16 protein-coding genes and 1 tRNA gene are annotated in these 16431 nt (G+C 67.4%); 9 read left to right on the forward strand and 8 right to left on the reverse strand.

Features of this window, described 5'->3' with window-relative positions; genetic code table 11:
* Window positions 1–6: 6 nt before the first annotated feature.
* The 3 genes from GZ64_RS0110470 to GZ64_RS0110480 are packed head-to-tail and all read left to right on the forward strand — an operon-like array spanning window position 7 to window position 2681.
* Window positions 7–777, forward strand: coding sequence for an enoyl-CoA hydratase/isomerase family protein (locus tag GZ64_RS0110470; RefSeq protein WP_081859732.1), 771 nt, complete (start codon window positions 7–9; stop codon window positions 775–777).
* A 42-nt stretch (window positions 778–819) separates the two neighbouring features.
* Window positions 820–1545 carry a response regulator transcription factor gene (locus GZ64_RS0110475; protein WP_231479869.1) on the forward strand — a complete coding sequence of 242 codons (726 nt, stop codon included), beginning with the start codon at window positions 820–822 and terminating at the stop codon, window positions 1543–1545.
* Window positions 1546–1550: 5 nt separating this feature from the next.
* The gene (locus GZ64_RS0110480; protein WP_197020521.1) at window positions 1551–2681 is read left to right on the forward strand and encodes a sensor histidine kinase; all 1131 of its coding nucleotides are present in this window, start codon (window positions 1551–1553) and stop codon (window positions 2679–2681) included.
* Between the two features lie 45 nt (window positions 2682–2726).
* Here the strand turns inward: GZ64_RS0110480 and GZ64_RS0110485 are convergent, their stop codons facing one another.
* The 3 genes from GZ64_RS0110485 to GZ64_RS19875 form a co-directional block, all read right to left on the reverse strand.
* Window positions 2727–4637, reverse strand: a complete 1911-nt coding sequence (locus tag GZ64_RS0110485; RefSeq protein WP_029266421.1) for a heavy metal translocating P-type ATPase — start codon at window positions 4635–4637, stop codon at window positions 2727–2729.
* Between the two features lie 79 nt (window positions 4638–4716).
* Window positions 4717–6006, reverse strand: a complete 1290-nt coding sequence (gene nhaA, locus GZ64_RS0110490) for a Na+/H+ antiporter NhaA (RefSeq protein WP_029266423.1) — start codon at window positions 6004–6006, stop codon at window positions 4717–4719.
* Window positions 6007–6073: 67 nt separating this feature from the next.
* Entirely contained in the window at window positions 6074–6247 is a 174-nt protein-coding gene (locus tag GZ64_RS19875; RefSeq protein ID WP_017831028.1) for a hypothetical protein, read from the reverse strand.
* Between the two features lie 72 nt (window positions 6248–6319).
* Between GZ64_RS19875 and GZ64_RS0110500 the strand changes: the two genes are divergently transcribed.
* Window positions 6320–7963: an MFS transporter gene (locus tag GZ64_RS0110500; protein ID WP_036331396.1), complete on the forward strand. Its 1644-nt coding sequence runs from the start codon at window positions 6320–6322 to the stop codon at window positions 7961–7963.
* Between the two features lie 23 nt (window positions 7964–7986).
* Here GZ64_RS0110500 and GZ64_RS0110505 read toward each other — a convergent pair whose 3' ends face one another.
* Both GZ64_RS0110505 and GZ64_RS0110510 read right to left on the reverse strand, forming a co-directional pair.
* Window positions 7987–8424: a cupin domain-containing protein gene (locus tag GZ64_RS0110505; protein WP_029266427.1), complete on the reverse strand. Its 438-nt coding sequence runs from the start codon at window positions 8422–8424 to the stop codon at window positions 7987–7989.
* A gap of 57 nt (window positions 8425–8481) precedes the next feature.
* Window positions 8482–8952, reverse strand: coding sequence for a hypothetical protein (locus tag GZ64_RS0110510; RefSeq protein ID WP_156040317.1), 471 nt, complete (start codon window positions 8950–8952; stop codon window positions 8482–8484).
* 156 nt (window positions 8953–9108) lie between these two features.
* Here GZ64_RS0110510 and GZ64_RS0110515 point away from each other — a divergent pair, with 156 nt between their 5' ends.
* The 3 genes from GZ64_RS0110515 to GZ64_RS0110525 all read left to right on the forward strand — a co-directional run bounded on the left by GZ64_RS0110515 (window position 9109) and on the right by GZ64_RS0110525 (window position 11704).
* A complete protein-coding gene (locus tag GZ64_RS0110515) occupies window positions 9109–9993 on the forward strand; it encodes an aldo/keto reductase (RefSeq protein WP_029266431.1) in 885 nt (294 codons plus the stop codon).
* A 1-nt stretch (window position 9994) separates the two neighbouring features.
* Window positions 9995–10750 (forward strand): SDR family oxidoreductase, encoded by a 756-nt coding sequence (locus GZ64_RS0110520; protein WP_029258422.1) that lies wholly within the window; start codon window positions 9995–9997, stop codon window positions 10748–10750.
* A gap of 93 nt (window positions 10751–10843) precedes the next feature.
* A complete protein-coding gene (locus GZ64_RS0110525) occupies window positions 10844–11704 on the forward strand; it encodes a helix-turn-helix transcriptional regulator (RefSeq protein WP_029258421.1) in 861 nt (286 codons plus the stop codon).
* A gap of 43 nt (window positions 11705–11747) precedes the next feature.
* On the opposite strand, the gene GZ64_RS0110530 is transcribed toward GZ64_RS0110525, so the two are convergent.
* The gene (locus tag GZ64_RS0110530; RefSeq protein WP_029266433.1) at window positions 11748–13487 is read right to left on the reverse strand and encodes a CocE/NonD family hydrolase; all 1740 of its coding nucleotides are present in this window, start codon (window positions 13485–13487) and stop codon (window positions 11748–11750) included.
* Between the two features lie 119 nt (window positions 13488–13606).
* On the opposite strand from GZ64_RS0110530, the gene GZ64_RS0110535 reads away from it, so the two are divergent.
* Together GZ64_RS0110535 and GZ64_RS0110540 are read left to right on the forward strand one after the other, a co-directional pair.
* A complete protein-coding gene (locus tag GZ64_RS0110535) occupies window positions 13607–14218 on the forward strand; it encodes a TetR/AcrR family transcriptional regulator (protein WP_029266435.1) in 612 nt (203 codons plus the stop codon).
* 50 nt (window positions 14219–14268) lie between these two features.
* A complete protein-coding gene (locus GZ64_RS0110540; protein ID WP_029266437.1) occupies window positions 14269–15372 on the forward strand; it encodes a magnesium and cobalt transport protein CorA in 1104 nt (367 codons plus the stop codon).
* A 119-nt stretch (window positions 15373–15491) separates the two neighbouring features.
* On the opposite strand, the gene GZ64_RS0110545 is transcribed toward GZ64_RS0110540, so the two are convergent.
* Together GZ64_RS0110545 and GZ64_RS0110550 are read right to left on the reverse strand one after the other, a co-directional pair.
* Window positions 15492–15564, reverse strand: a tRNA-Arg gene (locus tag GZ64_RS0110545).
* Between the two features lie 16 nt (window positions 15565–15580).
* A complete protein-coding gene (locus tag GZ64_RS0110550; protein WP_029266439.1) occupies window positions 15581–16396 on the reverse strand; it encodes an SGNH/GDSL hydrolase family protein in 816 nt (271 codons plus the stop codon).
* Window positions 16397–16431 lie beyond the last annotated feature (35 nt).

The following is a 16431-nucleotide window of genomic DNA, read 5'->3' on the forward strand; positions in this document are numbered from 1 at the left end:
CTTACCGTGTCCACACTGCTCATCAGCTCCGAGGGGACCACCCTCACCGTCACCCTCGACCGCCCCGCTCAGCTCAACGCTATGGGCATCGACGAGCTCGATGCCATCCGGCATGTGTTCACAGAGCTCGCCGAGACGGTGCCCGCGGATCGCCCCCGCGCCGTGGTCGTGCGTTCGACCGGAACACGCGCGTTCGTGGCCGGGGCCGACATCGCCGAGATGGCGGCCGCATCGTCCGACTCCGGTGAGCGCATCAGCCGCGCCGGACAGGCGGCCATGGACAGCATCGCCGCCTGCCCCATGCCGGTCATCGCCGCCGTCGACGGTCACGCGCTCGGAGGTGGGTGCGAACTCGCGGCCGCCTGCGACCTCGTGTACGCCACGGCGAACTCGCTCTTCGCGCTGCCCGAGGTCGGGTTGGGCCTGATCCCGTGCTTCGGCGGCACGTATCGTGTTGCCGCCCGGATCGGCGACGGCCGGGCGCGACGCATGGCCCTGACGGGCGAGCGGGTGACAGCCGCGACGGCGGAGGAGTGGGGTCTCGTCGACGCCGTGCTTCCCGACGCCGATGGGCTCGCCGCTGCGGTGGGCGGTCAGACGCTCGCGTTCAGCCGTGCGTCGAGGAGCGCGCTCGCCGCCGTGAAGGCCGCTTTCGCGATGCCCGCGCCGCTGCGTGCGGTGGCGGAGCGCACACTGTTCCGGGACGCTCTGGCACACGCAGATGGCCAGGAGGGCATGGCGGCGTTCCTGTCGAAGCGCGCCCCGTCGTTCCGCTGAGAGTGCAGGACTCTGTCGGCAACGACGACGTATCTTCGGAAGGTGCTCAGAACCGTGGAAGTGCAGTTGGCCGACCTCGCGAACGGCCGGGTGCTGGTCGTCGAGGACGATGAGGAGCTGCGCAGCATCCTCGTGGCCTATCTGCGTCGTGCCGGGTTCTCCGTCGAAGCGGTCGCCGACGGCTTCGCGGCGTTGGAAGCCGCGACGCTCAGTCCTCCGGATGTGGTGCTCCTCGACCGCATGATCCCCGGCGTCGACGGCGTGGAGATCTGCCGTCGTCTGCGCACCACGTCGAACGCTCCGATCCTCCTGCTCACGGCGATGGGGCAGCCGCATGAACGCATCGACGGCCTGGAAGCCGGCGCGGATGACTACGTCGTCAAGCCCGTCGCACCGCGCGAGATCGTGCTCCGCGTGATCCGGCTGTTGCAGCGGACCGCGCACCAGGGCGCCGGCGAGTCGCCGATCACCCTCGGACGGTTCCGTTTGACGCCGGCGATGCGGGTGATCCAGAGCGATGGCGTCGACCTGGAGCTGACCGTCCGGGAGTTCGAGCTGTTCGCTTTCCTCCTCCGCCACCCCGATCGGGTGCACTCGCGCGAGGAGATCGCCGGCGGAGCGTGGGGATGGGAGGCCGGAGACACCTCGGCTGTGGCCGTCAACATCCGTCGCCTCCGCCTGAAGGTCGAGCCCGATGCCTCCCGGCCGGTCGTCATCCGCTCGGTGTGGGGGCACGGCTATCTGCTCGACAGCGAAGGGACGAGATGAACGCGATGCTCCTCGAAACGCTCGGAGTCGTCGTGGCGGCGGTGATCCTGACCGGAGTCTTCGGGGCGGTCGCGCTTCGGCTGACCCGCAGGTACTCGATGCGCTGTCAGATGATGATCGTCGTGATGACGGTGGTCGTGGGGATGTCGGCATCCTTCGCCTTCGCGGCCTCTCGGATGCAGATCGAGGAGGACGATCTGCCGCTCATCCTCGGAGCGACGATCCTCGCCGGCTCGGGCACGATGCTGCTGGCGTGGCGCCTGGGCAACCGGCTGGTCGAGGAGAGCAGACGGATAAGCCTGCACACCCGGCAACTGGCATCGGGTCGTCCCCTCGACGACCACACGGTGGTGTCGAACTGGGAGTATCGGCAGATCGATCGAGAGCTCCACAACGCTGCGCGCGCGCTCCACGAGGCACGGGAGACGAATCTCCGGCAGGAGGAGGCGAGACGGCACCTCATCACCGGGATCTCCCATGATCTGAGGACACCGTTGGCCGCCATCGACGCGATCATCCGCGCTCACGAGGATGGGATCATCGAGGACCGTGTCGAGTTCACGACGAGGCTTCGCGCGCAGAGCAGTCGTCTCGGGGCGCTGGTCGAGGACTTCTTCGCGTTCTCGCTCATCGAGATCGATCGGGTGCCGCTGAGCCCGGAGCACCTCGATGTCGCCGATCTGGTCGGCGATGCCGTGGGAACAGCCCGTAATCTCGGCGCGACGGTGCACCTGGAAGTCGACGAGTCAGGCGACGTCACGGCCTTCGCCGATCCTCTCAGCATCGAGCGCATCTTGATGAACCTGCTCGCCAATGCGGTGCAGCACACCCCTGAGGGGACCGCGGCGACGGTCTTCCTGGAGGCCGATGCCGACGCGGTCAGGATCAGCGTGGAGGACCACGGCTCCGGCATGACCCCTGAGGCTCTCGAGCAGGCGTTCGATGCCGGATGGCGTGGCGACCTCGCCCGCACCCGGAGCATGGCCCCCTTGGCGACGAGCGGAGCCGGGCTGGGGCTGGCGATCGCGCGCGGACTCGCGGTGGCGAACGGCGGAACGCTGGAAGGTCGTTCGCAGAGTGGGGCCGGCTGCCGGTTCACCCTCACGCTGCCGCAGCGAGACCGTCCACATGGATGATCCGCCTCCGTCGGGTCGGTCGTCGTACGCGCAGGTCGTGACTCCTCACTCCTTGCGCTGCGGTGCCGGTGCCTCGGTCTTCACCTGCGGACGGGCGGGCGCGGAGGCGAGCACCGTCGAGGGGCCGCTCAGCGCCCGCAGCGCGTACAGGATCGTCGCGAGATCGACGAGCTCCTGGACGAGTGCTCCGACCACCGCGGGGATGAGGCCGGTCATCGCGACGATCATGAGACCGACGCTCAAGCCGATCCCGATCCAGATCGCGGTCAGGGCGACCCGCAGAGTGTGGCGACCGATCGACACCGCATCGACGAGCTTCGCGAGCGAGTCGACGAGGATCACGACATCAGCGGCATCGCCGGCAGCGGTCGCTCCCTTCGCGCCCATGGCGACGCCGATGTCGGCGGCGGCGAGCACAGGGGCGTCGTTCACGCCGTCGCCGACCATCATGATCGGCCGCGGTTGGAGTTCACCGGCGAGAGCGACCTTCTCGGGCGGAAGCAGCTCGGCGTGGATCTCCGAGATGCCCACCTGATGAGCCACTGATTCCGCCGTCGGCCCGACGTCGCCCGTGAGCATGACCACGCGATCCACCTCGTGCGTCCGCAACCACGAGACGACGGCCGCTGCTTCGGGCCTTGGGTGGTCGGCGAGTACGAGCACCCCGGCGAAACGGCCGTCGACGGCCACGTAGGCTGCGGCCTGACTCAGCTCCAACGTCGCCCGCACGGTGTCGGGCGCGAGAGCGGCCACGTAGGCGGGCTTGCCGACGACGACAGCTCGACCATCGATCTCGGCGACGACACCGTTCGTGGCCTCCTCCCTGGCCTCTGTCGCGACACGCAGCGCGAGTCCGCGCGCGTCCGCGGCGCGACGGATGCCCTCGGCGAGCACGTGCGTCGAGTACTGCTCCGCCGAGGCGGCGAGTTGCAGGACCTCGTCCGCGCCGAAGCCGTTCGCCGGCCGGACATCGACGAGTTCCGGTCGGCCCTGCGTGAGCGTTCCCGTCTTGTCGAAGGCCGCCGATCGCACGCGCGCGATCTGTTCGATGACGGCGCCGCCCTTCATGATCACGCCTGTCTTCGCCGCGCGTGAGAGGCCTCCCAGGAACGCGACCGGGGCGGCGATCAGGAGAGGACAGGGCGTCGCGAGCACGAGGACCTCGGCGAAGCGCGTCGCGTCGCCCGAGATGGCCCAGGCTGTGCCGGCCAGGACGAGCGACACCGCGGTGAAGGGGATCGCGAAGCGGTCGGCGAGCCGCACCACCGGCGCGTGGGAGTCCTCTGCGGCGTGCACGAGTGCGACGATCTGCTGGTACTGGCTGTCTGCGCTCGAGCGAACGGCCTGGATCCGCACAGCGCGACTGCCGTTGATCGCTCCGGAGAGCACCTCCCCTCCGGACTCGCGGGCCACGGGCATGCTCTCGCCGGTCAGCGATGACTCATCGAAGGTTCCGGTCTCGGTGAGCAGCACGCCGTCGACGGGCACCACCTCCGACGGGCGCACGAGGAGCACATCGCCGATCGCGACCTCGTCGACGGGGAGATCCCTCACCTCGTCCGAATCCGCGGCCTGTGCGTGCACGAGCACGTGGGCGATGCGCGGAGAACGATCCAGCAACGCGGACAGGTCGCGCTTCGCGCGACGGCCGGCGAAGTCTTCGAGCGCCTCTCCGCCCGACAGCATGAGCACGATGATGAGGGATGCGATGTACTCGCCGACGGCGAGCGTCGCCACCATCGCGACCACAGCGAGGATGTCGAGACCCACGTGGCCGCGAAGCACATCCCGCACCATGCCGACGAGGGTCCAGACGACGAACGCGGCCACGTAACCGGTGGCGATCCACCGTCCGATGACGGCCGCGTCGACTGCGTGCAGGATGAGCACGCCGACGAACACGAGGACGGTGGTCGTGATCGCCGGATAGCGCCATAGCAAGCGGAGAAACCTCATGCTCCAGCTTCCCGCGAATCGGTGCGGAGTGCCACCGACGGGCGGCGGGGCGGCCGGCCTTTCGAGCAACCGCCGTGCGTCAGCGCACCTGACCGGCGTCGTGAACCTCACGACGTCCCCGTGCATTGCTGCGCGCCAGGATGATCCCGCCGAGCAGGGCGGCGATGAACGATCCGACCAGTACCCCGATCTTCACGTGTTCGTCTGCAACCGAGCTCGATCCGTAGGCGAGTTCGCCCACCAGGAGGGACACCGTGAACCCGATACCGGCGAGGAACGCCATTCCGGTCAGATCGGGCCAGCGCAGCGACTCGTCCAGGCGCAGCGCAGGGAGGTGACTCAGCAGGAAGGTCGTGGCGAGGATGCCGATCGGCTTCCCGATCACGAGGCCGACGACGATTCCGATGGTGATCGGGTCCGTGAACGCCGACGTGAGGCCTGCCCACCCGCCGACGGTGACCCCGGCGGCGAAGAAGGCGAAGACCGGGACCGCGAACAGCGTGGCCACGATGCTCCAACGGTCGGCGAAGTGCGCGGCCATACCGTCGTAGACCGGTCGGCCGGCATCGTCCGTGCCGACCCGCACGCGGGCGCGCTCCGTCGCCGTGACGGGCACGACGAAGCCGAGAAGCACGCCGGCGACGGTCGCGTGTACACCGGATGCGTGGATGCACACCCAGACGGCGATGGCGAGGGGGAGCAGGATCCACCACGCCCGCACCCCCTTCGCCACCAGGGCGGCGAATCCCGCCAGCGGCAGCAGCGCCAGGATCAGCCACGGAAAGCTGATGGTGTCGGTGTAGAACGTCGCGATGATGGTGATCGCGATGAGGTCGTCGATGATCGCCAGCGTGAGCAGGAAAACCCGAAGGGCGGGAGGCAGGAACTTGCCGACCACGGCGATCACGGCCACGGCGAACGCGATGTCCGTGGCCGTGGGGATCGCCCAGCCGCGCAGGGCATCCGAACCGCCGGCGGCGTTGATCACGACGAAGATGAGAGCGGGAACCACCACGCCGCCGACCGCGGCCGCGATCGGCAGGGCGGCTCGACGCGGATCGCGCAGACGTCCGGCGACGAACTCCTCCTTCAGCTCGAGACCGACGACGAAGAAGAAGATCGCCAGCAGCCCGTCGGACGCCCAGGCGCCGACGCTGAGTTCGAGATGCAGTTCCGGGATGCCGAACGTGAAGTCGCGCACGGACTCGTACCAGGGGGCGGCGGGACTGTTGGCGAGGACGAGCGCGGCGAACGTCGCCGCGAGCAGGAGCGACCCGCCGAGGACGTCGCTGCGGGCGTTGGAGCGGATGCCGTTCCACAGCGCATGCGGGGCGAGGGAGAAACGGGCAGGGGAAGAATTCGGGGACACGGAAAAGACCTCACGCGAGAGAAGGGGTGAATGGCGCAGAAGACCACCGCCCCGTTCGAGGCGTGGTCTAGTTCCGTGGCGGCGGGCAGCCGGCGATCTCGCCGTGCGAGAGGGTGCCCCAGACACTGGTCCACCCGTTCGTGCCCGGGTGCAGGATGACCCGCATCCATTCCCTCATCGGGGTCGCCGAACGGAGACGGTGCGGGGCACGCGTCGAACCGGCGATCGAGAGGAGGGGCACGTATCGAGCCTATCGTCGTCCCGCTGGGATACCGCCTACCGCGATCGAATTTCGCTAACTAGGCTAGCGATCATGGAAAGATACGTGCGCTTGCGTTGGCTCGGGCTCGTCTTCATCAGCATCGCGGTCTCGCTGATCATCGTCGATTCGACGATCGTCAACGTGGCGATCCCCGCGATCGTGGAGGACCTCGGCATCACCTCGACCGAGGTCCAGTGGGTGCAGGAGTCGTACACGCTCGTCTTCGCGTCGCTGCTGCTCGTCTTCGGCAGCCTCGCCGACCGTTTCGGTCGACGCCGGGTGATGATCATCGGCGTCGTCGTCTTCGGAGCCTCGTCGGTGTTCGCCGCCCTGTCGCCGGACGGCGGCATGCTCATCCTGGCCCGACTGGCGCAGGGCGTCGGCGGTGCGATGATCCTCCCCACCACCCTCTCGATCATCAACGCGACCTTCCGAGGCAGGGAGCGCGGAATCGCGTTCGCCGTATGGGGTTCCACGATCGGTGGCATGGCGGCCGTCGGTCCGCTCCTCGGCGGGTGGCTCACGACCGCCTACTCGTGGCGCTGGGCTTTCGGCATCAACATCCCCCTCGGCATCATCATCGTGATCGGCGTGCTCCTGACCGTTGCGGAATCCCGCAGCGATCGCGTCTCCCGCGTCGACATCGTCGGAGCATTGCTGTCGATAGCGGCGATGGGAAGCCTCGTGTTCGGCCTGATCGAGGGACGGACCTACGGCTGGTGGCTCGTCGACACGCGGCCGCAGTTCGGAGACTGGGCCTGGCCGTGGGAGCTGTCGCCGATCCCGCTGTTCTTCGCTGTCGCCGTCCTCGCCGTCATCGCGTTCATCCTGTGGGGACGGCACCGCGAACGGGTGGGGAAGTCGACGCTGCTGGCGCTGCGGCTGTTCTCGATCTCCTCGTTCCGCAACGGGAACATCGCCGCAGCGGTGGTGTCGTTGGGGGAGTTCGGCATCATCCTCGCGCTTCCGCTCTGGCTGCAGTTCGTGCGCGGTTTCGAAGCCGTGCAGACAGGGCTGCTCCTGCTCGCGCTGGCGGGCGGATCGTTCCTCGCCAGCGGTGTCGCCGGAGCCTCGAGCGGAAAGGTCGCCCCGGTCTGGGTGGTGCGTGCCGGCCTCATCGCCGAGATCATCGGTGTCGCGGGAGTCGGCTTCGTCATCGGCCCTGACGCATCCTGGGGACCGCTCATCCCGTTCCTCTTCGTCTACGGACTCGGTGTCGGCCTCGCCACGGCGCAGCTGACCGGGGTCGTGCTCGCCGAGGTGCCGGTCGCGGACAGCGGGGCGGCCTCGGGCACGCAGTCCACGTCTCGGCAGATCGGCGCCGCCCTCGGCGTCGCTGTTCTTGGCACTGTTCTCTTCACCAGCACCGCCGGGATCCTCGCGTCTTCGCTCGACGAGCGCGGTGTCCCCGCCGCCCAGCGCGACCAGATCGTGTCGGCCGTGGTCGACAGCGCAGGGGCGGCGATCAGCGGGCTGGAGTCGAATGCCGCGACCGCTGATGTGGCCGATGATGCCAAGGCCGCCTTCTCCGAAGGGACCCGCTACGCCGCCTGGACAGCGGCAGGGTTCCTCGCCCTCGGCCTGCTCGCCACCGTGTCCCTCGGATCGACCACGGTGCGCACTCGACCGGAGGACGAGGACGGGCGGACGGAGGAAGAAGAAGGCCGCCAGCAAGACGACGAAAGAGCAATCTGACGGAGGGCGTCGCCACTCCCGCCCTACTGTCGCGAAGCAGGATCTCCGGTCCGCCGGTCGAAGCGCCCCGCGTAGTCGTCGTCGGTGATGTGCTCTTTCCACGCCGTGGTCTCCGCCGGGTCGTCCGCGTTCTCGAGCATGGCGATGTGCTCCATGAACGAGTCGCCGGCGGCGGCGTGCCAGTGATCCTGTCCGGGCGGCGTGTACAGCGTCTCTCCGGGGTGCACGTCGATGATCTGCCCGTCGCGCGTCCCGAAGCGGGCGACGCCCTGGGTGACACGAAGGTACTGACCTCGGGCGTGCGAGTGCCACGCGGAGCGCGCCCCGGGTGCGAACTTGACGATGGCCACGGTCATCCGTTGGTCCCCATCGTGCGGTGCGGCGATTCGGTCCACCCAGACGCCTCCCACGAACTGGTCTGCAGTGTTCTTGGCGGTCGGTGTGGTCGGTTCGAGGTTCACAGTGGCGTTCCCATCGCAGTGAAGGAGAAGGGGGGGCAGAGGAGGCGGGGAGTCGGGTCAGCGGAGAGCATTCTCGCGGATGTCGGCGAGCGCGTTCATGAACCCTTCCGAACATCCGCTGGATCCCGCGAGTCGGTCGACCACGATGTCGTCGAGCGGCGTGCCCACCACCTCTCTCGGGAGGGCATCAGCGAACCGCTGTTGATACCCCAGCGATATCTCGTCATCTGCCGGCGTGGTGATGTCGACGTCTGTGACGATGCCGTTCTCGATGGTGAGAGTCACGTCGTGATGGGACGGGAGCGAGCCATACCAGCCGCGTGCGGAGTACTCTCCGTCACGATAGGTGTCCGTGGTCACGGTGTCTCCCTCGACCCTCGGTGGTGCTGATGGTGCCGAGACGTCGGGCCGTGCATCGTCTGATCCGGCGCACGCGGCGATCGAGACGGCCGATGCCACGATGCCGACAGCAGCGGCGACCCGGCGCCCGACTTTCGTGGGGCTTTGCGGGGAAGCGGTGCGGGCCATGTTTCGACGGTACGCCCGTACCTCATCGCCTGGGGTGCTCTGCTGTTACCTGGATAGGTGGCCCCTGGTGCTGCGTTGCGGCGGGCGGGACTGACCGCTTATCCGTGTAACGACAGTCACTCCCAGGTGCTGATGGATGGTCATAGTGTCGATCCCATGACGAACACTCACCTCACCCTGAACAACGGCGTCGAGATGCCCGCATTGGGTTTCGGCGTCTTCCAGACACCGCCGGACGAAACGGTCGAGGCTGTCTCTTCCGCCCTCTCCACGGGGTACCGTCTCATCGATACCGCCGCCGCATACGCCAACGAGCGAGGAGTGGGCGACGCCGTCAAGGCGTCCGGTCTTTCCCGCGACGACGTGTTCATCGAGTCGAAGGTCTGGATCAGCGACTACGGCTACGACCAGACGCTGCACGCATTCGAGAAGAGCGCCCGCAAGCTCCAGGTCGACGTCATCGACCTCTTCATCCTCCACCAGGCCCTCCCCGGTGAGTTCGACAAGACCATCGCCGCCTACACGGCGCTGGAGACTCTCCTCGCCGAGGGCAAGGTCCGCGCCATCGGCGTGAGCAACTTCATGGTCGACCACCTCACGACGCTGCTCGCGCAGACCGAGATCGTGCCGGCGGTGAACCAGATCGAGGTGCACCCGTACTTCCAGCAGCGCGAGCTGCAGGCGTTCGGCAAGGACCGCGGCATCCTCACACAGGCCTGGTCGCCCATCGGCGGCATCACGTCCTACCGAGGGGACGATTCCCAGAGCACGTTCAACGACCCCGTCATCGTCGCCATCGCCGACGCACATGGAAAGTCGGCAGCCCAGGTGATGCTCCGCTGGCACATCCAGAACGGCGTCCAGGCCATCCCCAAGTCGGTGAAGCCTGCTCGTATTGCGGAGAACTTCGACGTGTTCGACTTCGAACTCACCGACGACGAGATCGCTCGCATCGACGCTCTCGATGCCGGCGTTCGCGGGGGCCCGGAGCCCGAGGTCATCACGCTCGAGGCGTTCGGTCGCGATATCCCGGAGAACTGACATGACCGAGCAGTCCACGGTTCTCGTCGTGGGGGCGACCGGAAGCATCGGCGTGCACGTCGTCCGCGAGGCTCTCACGAGAGGACGACACGTGCGCGCGTTGGTGCGTGACGCATCTCGCGCCGCGCGGGTCCCGGAGGGCGCGGAGATCGTCATCGGCGATCTCACCTCGGCCGAGACGCTGGCGGACGCTGTCGCCGGGGTCGGCTCCGTGGTCTTCGTCCACGGCTCCCATGGTGGCCGTGGTGTCGCAGAGAAGGTCGACTACGGAGCAGTGGCCAACGTGCTCACTGTGCTCGACGGACGCCCTGTGCGCATCGCCCTGATGACCGCTGTCGGCACGACGGATCGGGCGAACGAAGGTCACGACTGGAAACGGAGGGCCGAGCGCCTCGTCCGCGCGTCCGGCAACCGGTACACGGTCGTCCGCCCCGGCTGGTTCGACTACAACGCACCGGACGAGCGCCACATCGTCTTCCGCCAAGGGGACCAGTACAGCACGGCCTCGCCGGCAGACGGGGTCATCGCCCGCGACCAGATCGCGCGCGTGCTGCTCGACTGTCTGGAGATCGACGCGGCGGACCACCGAACCCTTGAATTGGTCGCGGAGCGAGGGGCAGCGCAGGAGGACCTGGCCCCCGAGTTCGAGGCGCTCGTCCGAGATACTGGAATCGACGGCGCACTCGACATGCCGAACATGCCTCTCACCGACGAACCGGCCACCGTGCGGGACGACCTGAGCCGGCTCGGCCGGTAGCTCGTCGACCGGCGGCTCGTGAGCGCCGCCGGTCGGTACGTATCCGCACACGACACCCATCCACACACGACGGGAAGGCACGACGTGGCAGGCATGACACAACGAGCCGAGGTGAGTGAGTTCCTCTCCACGCGGCGAGCACGACTCACCCCGGAGCAGGCCGGCATCATCGGCGGAGGCCGACGACGTGTCACCGGTCTCCGCCGCGAAGAGGTGGCCATGTTGGCCGGGATGAGCGTCGACTATTACGCCAGGATGGAGCGCGGCAACCTGTCCGGCGTCTCCCCGGAAGTGCTCGAGTCGCTCGGGCGCGCACTCCACCTCGACGACGCCGAGCTCGCCCACCTCCATGACCTCGCCCGAAACGCCGCCCCGAACCGTTCTGCACGCGCACGTCCGCGGGCTGCGACGCCCGTCATCCGGCCCGCGCTTCAGCGACTCCTGGACAGCATCAGCGTTCCCGCCTACATCTCGAACGCACGCAAGGACTTCCTCGCCGTGAACGTCATCGGTCGGGCCGTCTTCGCGCCGATTCTGGACGACGCCGCCAATCAGCGCAACAACGCCCGCTACACGTTCTTCAACCCCGCTGCGCAGAACTTCTACGTCGATTGGGAGTCCGGGGCCAACAGCATCGTCGCCTCACTCAGAATCGAAGCGGGACGCAACCCGCACGACAAGGACCTCACCGATCTGATCGGCGAACTCGTCACGCGTAGTGACGTCTTCCGTACGCGCTGGGCAGCCCACGATGTTCGCTTCCACCGCACCGGAAGCAAACGGATCCACCATCCTGACGTCGGGGCGCTCCTCTTCGACTACGAGGGTTTCGAGCTGCCTGCGGATCCCGGGCTCGTCATGTTCACCATGACCCCCTCGCCGGGCGGCGCCACCGAAGAGCGTCTCCGATTGCTGGGGAGTCTGTCCGCCATGGAGAGCGCTCAGTCGGAGTGATCCACCGACGTCGTCGCAGTGGAGACGAGCACCGGGCCTCTGGTCAACCGTTTCGCATGGACACCTGCAGGTAGGACGCATGGTCGGCGCCGGTGTGGATCACGTGAGCGCCCTGATTGACTGGGACATACTCTTCGATGCCAGGCATCAAGGTTCCCAACAGGTTGCGGGCGCTGACGATGAAGCGGAGCTGCTCGCCGGGGGCGAAGGCGAGGCCGAGAGGGAGCAGGTCGATCTCGATCTCGACGATCTCGCCTGCTGACAGCTTCTCGACGCGGTCGAAGGAATGCACCGGCACATCGTCCGTCGTCAGGTTCTCGTCGAGGTGGCGCGCGGAGACGCGAAGGCGACCGTCGGACCCTTTGTACTTCAGAATCGTCGCGCCATGGTCCGTGAGGTCGTGCGACATCGCGCTCTGGTTGGGGACGGTGAACTGCTGCAGCGGCGTGCCGTAGGCATCGAGCTTCTGGATCAGTACGAAGAGGTCCATGTCGTCGGCGTCACGGGCTTCGACGAACAGGTGCGCCTTCGGGTACCCGACGAGCAGTGCTGTCTCGTCGAAGCGGAGCAGGAAGGACGCGGCGTTCGGGTTCCTGTCCACGACGTACGTGACGGTCGAGGCATCGACCGGAATATCGGGAGTCAGGCGCCGCGTATGACCGTCGAGGTAGAGCTTCGTCGACACCGCTTCGGTCGGGGGGAACTCATCCGCCGGCATATCGACCTTGTCCCCACCGGCGAGATCGAGGACGCTGTAACGCACTCGCGGCGTCGATTCCCATCCGTTGTCGATCCCCTTCAGGTAGCGGTCGAAGAAGCGCCGGAGATCGTCGACGTTGTCCTGGTCGTAGTAGTCGGGCCATTCCTGGCCGTTGTGGACGCGCAGCCACTTCTCTTCGGAGGCGATGCGGCGCCAGGCGCGGAAGGTGCCTGCGGTGTGAAGGGTGTTGGAGTAGCTGGCGACGATGTAGGCGGGCACGGTGATCTTGTCGAAAGCGGGGACCTTCTCGCTCCAGAGCTCGTCGAACAGCGGGTGCGCGTCGACTTCGGCGAGGATGTCCTCCTTGAGGTTCTTGCCGAAGAAGCTGCCTTCCTGCAGTTGGCGAGCGAATCCGGTGTCGGGCATGCCGCCGCGCAGGACGAGATCCCGGTAGACGTCGCTGACACCCTCCCAGGGGTTGATGGCGGCGAGATGCGGTGGCTGCTCTGCGGCGGTGAACCACTGAGAGACGGCGAGGTAGGAGGTGCCGGTCATTCCCACCTTGCCGCTGCACCAGTCCTGCTCGGCGAGCCACTCGATGAGGTCGTAGGCGTCGCGTCCGTCCTGACGATCCCAGAGCACGCTGTCGCCCTCGGAGTCGACGACACCGCGGATGTCGGGGTTGCAGACCGCGTATCCCTGCGCGCACCAGTATGCCGGGTCGGGGCCCTCGAACTTCTCGAGCCCGGAGACGATGGAGTTCGAGAGCCCGACGAGCCCGAATACGCCCATCACGCTCATCGACGTCCCCTGTGCCTTGCCGTACGGACTCCACCCGAGGATCACCGGTACCGTTTCCGGTCCGACAGGACGGAAGACATCGACGTAGATGGTGACGCCGTCGCGAAGCCGAATGGCGATGTCCTTCTCGAAGACCACATCCACCGGGAGCGGGCGGAACGGAGGTGCGACCTGGTGCCCGGCTTCGAGCACGCGGACGCCGGGGTCGAACGCGGTGAGGAGTCCGGTTCGGCCTGCGGGGAGCGGGTGGGAGGGCGTGAAGATCTTCTGTTCGGTGGACATGGCGATTCTTTCATCTCGTGGACGTGGCCCAAGATCTCGGGTCGCTGCGAGCGTACGTCTGATCTTCACAAAACTCAACGCGTGTTGAGAAACTGGCGGGCTAGGCGTAGATTGATCGGGTGAGCACTGAGGAGAAGCCGGTCAGCCGACGCCCCGGGCGGCGGCCAGGCCCGGGCAGCACACGTCGCACCGTCCTTGACGCCGCCAGAGCGCGGTTCGCGACCGAGGGTTTCGCCGCGACGACGATCCGTCGTGTGGCGGCAGACGCCGGCGTCGATGCCTCACAGGTGATGCAGTTCTTCCGCTCCAAGGATGAGTTGTTCGCCGCGGTGATGGCGATACCCGCCTCCGCCCTCGACCGCTTCGACACAGCGTTCGAAGGCCCGGACGAGCACCTGGGGGAGCGGGTCGTGCGCGCCTACCTGCAGGCGTGGGAAGGGCCGGGCGAGGAATCCGAACCGCTCATGGCCATGCTCCGCGGGGCCATCGTCAACCAGCATGCCAACGACCAGCTTCGTGATTTCATCCAGTCCCGCTTGCGGGAAGGCACGCACGCAAGCGGCGACCCGGATGCCGCGCTGCGTACGGGCCTCGGATCCGCCATGCTCGTCGGTATCGTCACCGCGCGTCGCATCATCGGTGTGCCCACGCTTGAGCAGGCAGACGTCGATGATCTGGTCCGTGTCGTCGCCCCGGCCCTGCAAGAGGTGCTCGCACCTCGGGCTTCCTGATCCCCGCCACGATCTGCGGCATACTCCGAACAGAAGCGAGAGGACACGGCATGACACAGCCCACGAGCGACGAGACGAGCCGTCGCCGCGGCGGGATGTTCCGCCGTCGTACCGTCAGCGCGTCGATGCCCACAGAGGGGACGACGCGTCGGACACGGTACGTCGAGGATGGCCACCTGGTCCGGGCTCCTCGCGACACCACGGTGGACGGTGCTCAGAAGTTCATCGATGAGGATGGGCGTCGGACCGCGCTCCTGCTGTATCCGACGCCGACGCCGGAGGACGTGGCGGACCTGACGAGTGTGTGGGGCCTGCACCCGCTTCTCGTCGAGGATCTCCTCCATGCCGGGCAGCGTCCGAAGCTGGAACGCTACGGCGACACGCTCTTCCTCGTCGTTCGGTCGGCCTGGTACATCGACGCGAAGGAGGATGTCGACTTCGCCGAGTTCCATGTCCTCGTACGCCCGCAGGCGGTCGCCGTGTTCTGCCAGGACGGACGGTGGATCGACGGTCTCGACGCGGATGATGCCTCCGGCGCCGCCGACCGTGGCGATGGCACCCTTCTCGATGACGAGCAGCTGTTGCACTACGGCCCTGAAGCCATCGTCTATCGCCTCCTCGACGCCGTCGTCGATGGCTACACGCCGGTTCTTCGCGGCCTTGCCATAGACCGCGAGCAGATCGAGCGCCAGGTGTTCAGCGGTGATGCGACCGTCACCGAACGTATCTACCGCCTAAGTCAGGAGGTCATCGACCTGCAGCAGGCGACGTCCGGTCTCGCTGAGGTGCTCGCGGCCTTGCGGAAAGGATTCCGCCGGTACGACATTCCCGAGCCGTTGCAGTCGTACCTGCAGGACGTCGCGGATCACCTCAGTCGCGCCGAGACGCAGATCAGCGAACTCCGTGATTCCCTCTCGCAGATTCTCACCGTCAACGCCACTCTCGTCGCGCAGCGGCAGAACGAGGACATGAAGAAGATCTCCGGCTGGGCCGCGATCCTCTTCGCTCCGACGCTCATCGGCGCGATCTATGGCATGAACTTCGACAACATGCCCGAGCTCCACTGGGCCTTCGGGTATCCGCTTGCCGTGGGGGGCATGGTCGCGTTCGCGCTCGTTCTGTACATCATCTTCAAGCGACAGAAATGGATGTGAAGCGCGGCGTCCCCGCTGAAAGCCTGGCCAAGACGAGAAAAGCCGCCTGAAACCAGGCGGCTTTCTCATACTCGGATGGACTTCGTATGGATCGACGTTCCATTCGCGTACAACGTGTGTGCCCCCGACAGGAGTCGAACCTGCGACCTACGGTACCGGAAACCGGCGCTCTATCCACTGAGCTACGGAGGCGTACCGATCGACAATATCACTCGTCGGGGGTGGTCTCCGACCCACCGGCCACGGTGACGGGCGCGGCGCGCAGTTCGTCCAGCGCCGCAGCGAGCTTCTCGGCCAGATAACGGTGGCCGTCCGTGGAGGGATGCTGGCGTCCCGCGTCCACGTCGATCACGTCGAGGTAGTTCTGCGGGGTGATCCAGTCCTGGGCGATGGGGGAGATGTACCACCAGCCGCGTGCGGCGGCGAGCTCGGAGAGATCCGCGTCGATACGCGCGGTGGCCGCGCCCACGGGGAGCTCGTGCGGCGCCGGACCGAGCACCACGATCGTCGCCTCCGGGTAGGTGGCGGCCATCGCGTCCCACGCGGCGTTGACGGCCTCGCGGTACCCGGCGACACCCTGTGCGCGGTCGTTGATGGACCCCTGGATGATGACGAGATCCGGCGAGAGGGACGTGTCGAGGGCGGCGATCCGCTCGCCGAAGGAGGGGCCGTCGATCCCGGGCTTCAGGTATCCGCTCCCGCGGACTCCGTTCACGACGGTTTCGCCGTCGAGCAGGTCCGCCAACAGGTAGGCGTAGCCGAGGGTCGGGACGGTCGCCGCCGAACCGTAGGTCCAGGAGTCGCCGAACACCAGCACGGTCGGATGCTCCGGCAGGACGAGCGGCGCCGGCGCGATGACCGCCGAGGGGCCGGATGCCGCATCGGCGGGTGCGCTGATCGGAGTCGTGGAGGGCGCCGGGATCCATGGCCGCCACACGCCGAGGACCACTGCCGCGACGGCGATGAGCAGGCCGGCGGCGATACCGGCGGCGCCCACTCGGCGACGGGTGGCGGGCGGCTTCATGGCATGAGAGTAGATCACCGGAGGCCGAACGCAAA

Source organism: Microbacterium sp. Cr-K32 (assembly GCF_000708345.1).
In the GTDB taxonomy this organism is placed as follows: domain Bacteria; phylum Actinomycetota; class Actinomycetes; order Actinomycetales; family Microbacteriaceae; genus Microbacterium; species Microbacterium maritypicum_A.

Coding starts and splice junctions, on each gene's coding strand:
- GZ64_RS0110480 (WP_197020521.1), top strand. CDS start 1,551: ATGCTCCTCGAAACGCTCGGAGTCGTCGTGGCGGCGGTGATCCTGACC.
- GZ64_RS0110485 (WP_029266421.1), bottom strand. CDS start 4,637: ATGAGGTTTCTCCGCTTGCTATGGCGCTATCCGGCGATCACGACCACC.
- GZ64_RS0110500 (WP_036331396.1), top strand. CDS start 6,320: ATGGAAAGATACGTGCGCTTGCGTTGGCTCGGGCTCGTCTTCATCAGC.
- GZ64_RS0110510 (WP_156040317.1), bottom strand. CDS start 8,952: ATGGCCCGCACCGCTTCCCCGCAAAGCCCCACGAAAGTCGGGCGCCGG.
- GZ64_RS0110515 (WP_029266431.1), top strand. CDS start 9,109: ATGACGAACACTCACCTCACCCTGAACAACGGCGTCGAGATGCCCGCA.
- GZ64_RS0110520 (WP_029258422.1), top strand. CDS start 9,995: ATGACCGAGCAGTCCACGGTTCTCGTCGTGGGGGCGACCGGAAGCATC.
- GZ64_RS0110525 (WP_029258421.1), top strand. CDS start 10,844: ATGACACAACGAGCCGAGGTGAGTGAGTTCCTCTCCACGCGGCGAGCA.
- GZ64_RS0110530 (WP_029266433.1), bottom strand. CDS start 13,487: ATGTCCACCGAACAGAAGATCTTCACGCCCTCCCACCCGCTCCCCGCA.
- GZ64_RS0110540 (WP_029266437.1), top strand. CDS start 14,269: ATGACACAGCCCACGAGCGACGAGACGAGCCGTCGCCGCGGCGGGATG.
- GZ64_RS0110550 (WP_029266439.1), bottom strand. CDS start 16,396: ATGAAGCCGCCCGCCACCCGTCGCCGAGTGGGCGCCGCCGGTATCGCC.